Source organism: Vibrio sp. V43_P6S15P86 (assembly GCF_009904725.1).
In the GTDB taxonomy this organism is placed as follows: domain Bacteria; phylum Pseudomonadota; class Gammaproteobacteria; order Enterobacterales; family Vibrionaceae; genus Vibrio; species Vibrio diabolicus.
Map to the genome: position 1 here is coordinate 1 of NZ_WXWT01000296.1, position 6,391 is coordinate 6,391.

General features: G+C 46.9%; 5 protein-coding genes. 4 read left to right on the forward strand and 1 reads right to left on the reverse strand.

Annotation, left to right across the window (positions count from 1 at the left end; translation table 11 throughout):
- The 4 genes from CAG69_RS13150 to CAG69_RS13165 all read left to right on the forward strand — a co-directional run.
- A partial coding sequence (locus CAG69_RS13150; protein WP_161444577.1) for a LysR family transcriptional regulator occupies positions 1–761 on the forward strand: 761 nt, incomplete at its 5' end.
- Between the two features lie 115 nt (positions 762–876).
- On the forward strand, positions 877–1,191 hold the full coding sequence (locus tag CAG69_RS13155; RefSeq protein ID WP_104973374.1) for a hypothetical protein: 315 nt from the start codon (positions 877–879) through the stop codon (positions 1,189–1,191).
- Positions 1,192–1,238: 47 nt separating this feature from the next.
- The gene (locus CAG69_RS13160) at positions 1,239–1,925 is read left to right on the forward strand and encodes a helix-turn-helix transcriptional regulator (protein ID WP_006741273.1); all 687 of its coding nucleotides are present in this window, start codon (positions 1,239–1,241) and stop codon (positions 1,923–1,925) included.
- A 164-nt stretch (positions 1,926–2,089) separates the two neighbouring features.
- Entirely contained in the window at positions 2,090–2,272 is a 183-nt protein-coding gene (locus CAG69_RS13165; protein WP_005393690.1) for a hypothetical protein, read from the forward strand.
- Between the two features lie 70 nt (positions 2,273–2,342).
- Here the strand turns inward: CAG69_RS13165 and CAG69_RS13170 are convergent.
- A partial coding sequence (locus CAG69_RS13170; protein ID WP_161444579.1) for a M66 family metalloprotease occupies positions 2,343–6,391 on the reverse strand: 4,049 nt, incomplete at its 5' end.

Below are 6,391 nucleotides of genomic sequence, written 5' to 3' on the forward strand. Positions count from 1 at the left end.
AGCTGAGCCTGACCGAAGCGGGAGAACGCTATTTTGAGTACGCTTCTCAAGCGCTCAATCTGGCCCAGCAAGGCGTGGACGCGGTATCGGAACTGCAAGGCTCTCCACAAGGTCGGCTCAAAATTACCGTGCCGATGTCTTTCGGTGTGCTGCATATCGCGCCTTTGATCAGCGAGTTTCTCGCTCGTTACCCGAAAATTGAAGTGGATTTAAACCTCGAAGACAAAATGGTCGATTTGGTTAAAGACGGTTTTGATTTGGGGATCCGTATTGGTGAACTCACCTCTTCCAATCTAATCGCAAAACGTCTCGCCCCTTGTAAAAGTGTGCTTTGTGCCTCGCCAGATTACTTAGCGGAGTTTGGAACACCACAAAAACCAAGTGATTTAGTCAGTCACAACTGCCTGCGCTATTCCTATTTCCGTGGCGGCGTCGAATGGATGTTCATCAACAATGGCAGCGAATACAAGGTGCTTCCAAAAGGAAACTTTATCGTCAATAACAGCGAAGCCATTCGCCAGTTGCTGTTGAGAGGTTCGGGCATTGCGCAACTGCCGACGTTTATTGCAGGAAGAGACTTTGCCGCAGGAAATCTAAAACCGGTGATGGAAGAGTATTCTCTACCAGAACACGCCATTTATGCGGTGTTCCCTGAGCGCAAGCACATGCCGTTGAAAGTAAGAGCCTTTATCGATTTTATCAGCGAAAAACTCGGCACAGATTTACCTTACTGGGATCGTTACAACAGCCCAGAAAAATAACCATATTGATGATAAGTGAGTGAGATTTCACTACTGACATGTTCTGACATTCCATCCGCGTAACCTTATTTGGAACTCAACAGGCAATCCGCCAAAACCAATAAGGAATCACAATATGGAAACCGTTATCGAAACTGTGCAATTTCGTCTAACCACAGGCACAACAGAGCAAGACGTGATCGCCGCTGCCAAACAGTCACAAACGTTTGTGAAGAATCTGCCAGGCTTTTTGTATCGCTCACTCAGTCACGAAGCGACGGACGATGTGTGGACAGACATCATTTACTGGCGTTCAATGGACGATGCAAAACAGGCGGGAAAACAGCTTAAGCAAGCCGCTGAATTTCAGCCTCTGTTATCAATGATTGACTGCGAAAGCTTCGAGCTTAAACATCACAACTTAAAAATGTGCAGTGAGCTAGAGAAGTAATCAGCCGCACTACCACTAACAACCAGTAGGTCTAGATAAGGAACATCATGAGCAAATCAGAACGACTGTTTGAGCTACTGACGCTTTTGCGCGCAAAGCGTTACGCCGTGACAGCGAAAGAGCTCGCAGAAAGAATGGAAGTCAGCGAACGTACGATTTATCGCGATATTCAGTCGTTGCTTAGTTCTGGTGTTCCTATTCAAGGTGAAGCAGGTGTCGGCTACCTGTTGCAAGCGGGCTCTCATCTGCCGCCTTTGATGTTCTCAGAAAAAGAGATGATGGCGCTTGAACTGGGTATGCGGATGGTTCGAGCCTGGTCGGATGCCGAACTCGCCGAAGCGTCTCATTCTGCGTCCGCCAAAATACTTTCGGTATTGCCCGATAAGCTCAAACAACAAGTGGAAGATTGTCCGCTGATTGTGCCCGATTATCACACCCAATCCGAGACTGCCAAACGAGGGCAGCTTCTGCGCCACGCGATTGATCATCAGTTTAAGGTCAGTTTGGATTACCAAGATGAAAGCGGACAGGTGACCGAGAGAAAAATCCAACCGTTAGGCCAATTCTTTTGGGGCAAAGTCTGGACGCTGGTCGCCTGGTGCGAATTGCGCGATGACTACCGCCAGTTCCGCCTCGACCGTATCCAAGCACTGCGTATGCACGATGAAGAGTTTCAGAGTGCGGAAACCAAATCTCTCAAACATTATATTGCGCAGTATGAGTCGAAAGATTAAGTGTTCTTCATCCTTCCATCACAAGGATTCTAAATTGCTCTGCTCAATGCGTGATATTTGGAAAGGCACATTTGGTTAAACTAATGTTTCACTTTTAACAGATGCGTAACCAACCTAAGATCGTTAACTTAAGTAGCACGTCAACCACACCGGAGCGTGAAGCTATGAAAGTACTGATTCAATACACCCAAGCTGGGAAATATCGAGATCAAGCGTGGGAGTCTTTAACTCTTCGATCTAAAGGTGATATGCAGGCCGTTACCCCTTCTTATGCTGCCCAACTTATCGAACAAAGCAAAGCGACACTTGTGATGACAGAAGACGGACAGATCATCTTTCACTCCTAAATTCCATCAGTCCTATGACGAAAAAGGCCTGCATTGCTGCAGGCCTTTGTATGAGTGAATTAAGAGTTATTTACTGGAAACTCACTGCAGTTGGTAGGCGATCAAGCATCTTGTAGTAATCACCAGCCACAGCGCCGATATCACCACGCAAATACGCTTGAATCATATTGAGATCTTTCAGCCAAAGTTCTTTGTCAGCATCTGAAGACGCCATGTACCCTGCGTACACATTGTCGACCGCGAACATCATGTCTTCGGTGTGATCGTTGTAAATCAAAAGCATCGCATCAGTGTAAGCTTCGAACGCTTTCAGCTCATCGTGCGCTTTACCACCTTTGTAGCTCAATGTGCCCGAAGTTGCATCGATGACCAAATCACCCGAAGTCACATTCGCTGTCGTAAAGTTGATGAAAGACTGGCTGAACGACAGCACACCTGCCGCGATATCCGCATCAATGGTTCGCTTCATTGCGTTGACCATTGGCGCATCCAGCAGCAATACAGGATCGTGGAACGCTGGGACAATCGCTGTTCGGAATGGCCCCCAAGCGCTATCGATGCTCTCTGCAACCTTGTTTAGTGTTGCAGGCTCATAGCTATCTAGGTACGTTTTTAGATCGTAACCTTTGGACGTCACCAGTTGGTTTGCGTAGTCGTAAGCCAGCTTGTTTGCTTTTGTTGCCACAAACTTCTCGCCGTCGATAACAAACTCAACCTTGTCACCCGCGATGATACCGTAACGGTCTTGCTGCTTCGTAAACGTATCAAACTGAGATTGACCACGAGTCTTCACTGTGTAGTCGTAAGACTTCATTTGGTTAACACCCATTCTCAAGATGACATCGCCAACACGTCCACGACCTTCTGCACCAATATCAAGGAATCTTGCAATACCACGAGGCATTGGTGGTAGGGACTCCATTTGCTCAGTGATGTGTAGGTTCACGGTAACACCTTTTAGATTGGTGTATTCCTTACCGTCTTGACCCACCAATTTAACTGGCGTATTTAACGCATCATTTGCCACGATGTTGCCCATGATGTCTTCGTATTCAGCTTGCACCCCAGGGATATCAAGCAGCGATGCAAAGCTCACCTCGTCGGTAAAACGGTTCGAGAATCGACGTGCTAAGAAGTGGCTCGCCAACGCTTTATCTGGCCAGTTACCCAACACAGACACCGCATTTGACCAAGGGTAATCCGGGTCAAAGCTACCAATCGAGTTTAGGAAGCGTCCATTCGCAGTTTCCGCAACAGCTATATAGCCCTCATCTGAATCTTCGATAAAGCGTGCTGCCAAATCATCAAAACAGCTGGCTGTTGAAAGATCGTAATCAGCCGGAATTTGGTGTGAGTTGTTGTCTAACAGTTGACCAAAAGAAATCACTTTTTGGTTGCCTGCCGCATTTTCTATCACACATTGATGCTCTGGTGTGCGCAAGATATCAAGGAAGAACGCCGCGGATTTTTTCGCCCCATTCGCGTAATCACAGAACCATGAGTTATCGGCTTTACCTTCGCTACAGTATTGAGGATTTGAAGCAAGGCGCAATAAAAAGTCACCCGGCTTATCCGTTGACGAAGTGTAACCCAGATTGGTGTACAGGTTATCGATGCGCTCAAGATCTTCCATCTTGTCACGGATAGCGCTCATTTCCATGTAACGGCGCACTAAGTAACCAGGATAATCGGACGAGAATAATCCCGTCGTCCCATATAACTCCAAGTTGCGTCGATCATAGCTATCGAGATAGTTCTGCCACTCGTAAGAAACAATTTCTTCTAGGTTTGTACCTTCGTCAAAACGGTTACAGTCGCTGTTTAGAGAAACGTTCCCATCGGTACAGAAATCGTAAGACTTACGCTCAATTTCATTCACTTTATCTAGGTAGTAAAGTGCGCCATAACGAGTTTTCGCATTCAGTTCAGGATCATCAGACAACGCGGCGGTATCGAATCGGCTAAAGTCACAGTTGTAGAGTGATTTGCCTTTCTCGTTCCCCGTTAGTGCCTTCACTTCAGAACACACCATCAGCGATGTGTTGTCTGGATTGTTGCCAAACTTGTATGCAAAGCTTTGTTGGTAGGCTTGCTGATCAGCGAGGTAACGAGCGTATGCCGCTTTGTCTTCATCGCTCGCACTGTCTGCCGGTTTCGCAACAGGCGCAGGAGCTGAACCTGAAGAATCTTGAATCGTCTCGACTTTACGACCGTAACCAAACTTAAACGCCGCAATATCGTACAGACCCCAAGTTGGCGTTTCATCCAACATGCTTGGTGCGTAGTCCATCGTCGAACTGTAAGCAGGAATGTTGTTCAAACCAAGTTGATGCGCTTGCTCTAACGTGTAGTAGTTCGCTTTGTCATTTGAGCCTTTAAAGTTATGGCGCAGACCCATGTTGTGGCCAAGCTCGTGAACGAGCGTATTGCTGTAAGTCGCAACCGTAATCGCATCTGCGGCTTTCACTTGCAACTCTTTTGGCAGGTATTTCCAACGCTTAAGCTGACGCGATACTTCGTTACCTGCGTCATCGAGTTTGATCTCAAAGTAACGCTCGTCGTCCAACTTCAAGTTGTCCAACATGGCCTTGTTAGTTGAAGAAACCCACGACGCTTCAATTGGATAGACGTTGTTCTCTGCCCAAAAAGACAAACGGTTCTCTTCAGCGGCAACCACCTTTTCAAACTCCATATCATCATTGAAGTTTTTCATTAGCTGAGTTGGGCTCTTTGTCGCCGCCTTGCCAGAAACGATGTCTTCTTTTGATACGAAAGGCGCATAAGTGTTTTCATCCGATTTCAGGCTCGCCATTGCTGCCATTGTCGAGAGGGCTTCAACTCTATCCTCGACCTCTGTTTTCACCGTTTCACTATTAGTCGGCAGTGGATCCAATCCATCTAAGTCCAGCTGATTACGATTGTAGAATCGCGCCAAGTTATCCCAATAGAAAGGTACACCCGTTCTTGCAACGCCTGCGTATTGGTTCACGTGGCCTTTGATGATTTCCCCCGTCATCGGGTTAGAAACCGACGGGCCGTAGCCAAGCAGACCGTTCGCTAGAGGCTCGTCAATCAGGTTAATCACGTTGTAACGCAGATCTCCTGGGTGAATACCAGCCGCTTTGGTTTTGTTCACAATCTCGATTTCAGGCTTGCCTGCATCCGCCCCAAATACATTCAGCGCTTGGTTCATCTTGTCGATCGATTGCAGCGTTGCATCCAAGAACAACTTGTTCTTCTCTTCAAAGAAGTTATCGCTCAAGTAGTATTTGATAGAACCTTGATTCGGGTTGAAACGATTGAGGTAAACCACATCACGGTCGTATTTATTCGTGACTGGGTTAAGCTTTTTCGTCGACGTGGTGAAGAAACCAATGTCGTTCTCATCACCCACAGGGTACAAGATCGGTTGGTAACCTTCGGTTGCCACTTCACTTTCGTGCACTAACGAGTAGTAGAACCGAGATTTAAACGCGCCATCTACAAGCGCTTCATCCAAACTCGCTTTCGTTGCAAAGTTGATGTAGTCAGAAATATTATCTAAATCGATACGGAACGTGCGCTCTAGTTCGAAATTGAGAAGACCGTTTTTAGGGTCAAAATCCCACGAGATCAATCGTGGTGCGCCAATTTCATCAATGCCCTCGGTAATGCCATACAGATCTTCCATATTGAATTCTGCAATTTCGAGATCTTCAGGACGAGGAGTGAAGTGGGTTTTCTTCTTGTAGTTTAGGCTTGCGTCTTCATTGGTTTCTTCTTTGTTGGTGCAATCACCATGCGCGTCTTCTTGACAGCGATACGCCGCAAAGTCACCCGGAATCGTCAGCACTTGCGCGAAGTTAACGCCGTCGTCGTCTGCGACAAATTTCTCTTCACCGCAGTAATTATTGGCATCTTTGCTTAGATGCGCGTCTGGGTAGTTTTTATCGTAACTGCGAACTTCCAGACCTTCTTTGGTAAAACAAAGCTCAACGTAACGAGGTGAACCTTGCAAGAATGGGAATTGGTTCAGAGCAAAGCGTGGCGCGGCACCAGTCGTCGGAACGTAAAACCAACGACCGTCTTTAAGATCTTTTACTGCGACTTCTTTTGCATCTCTTTCGACATAGTCATACG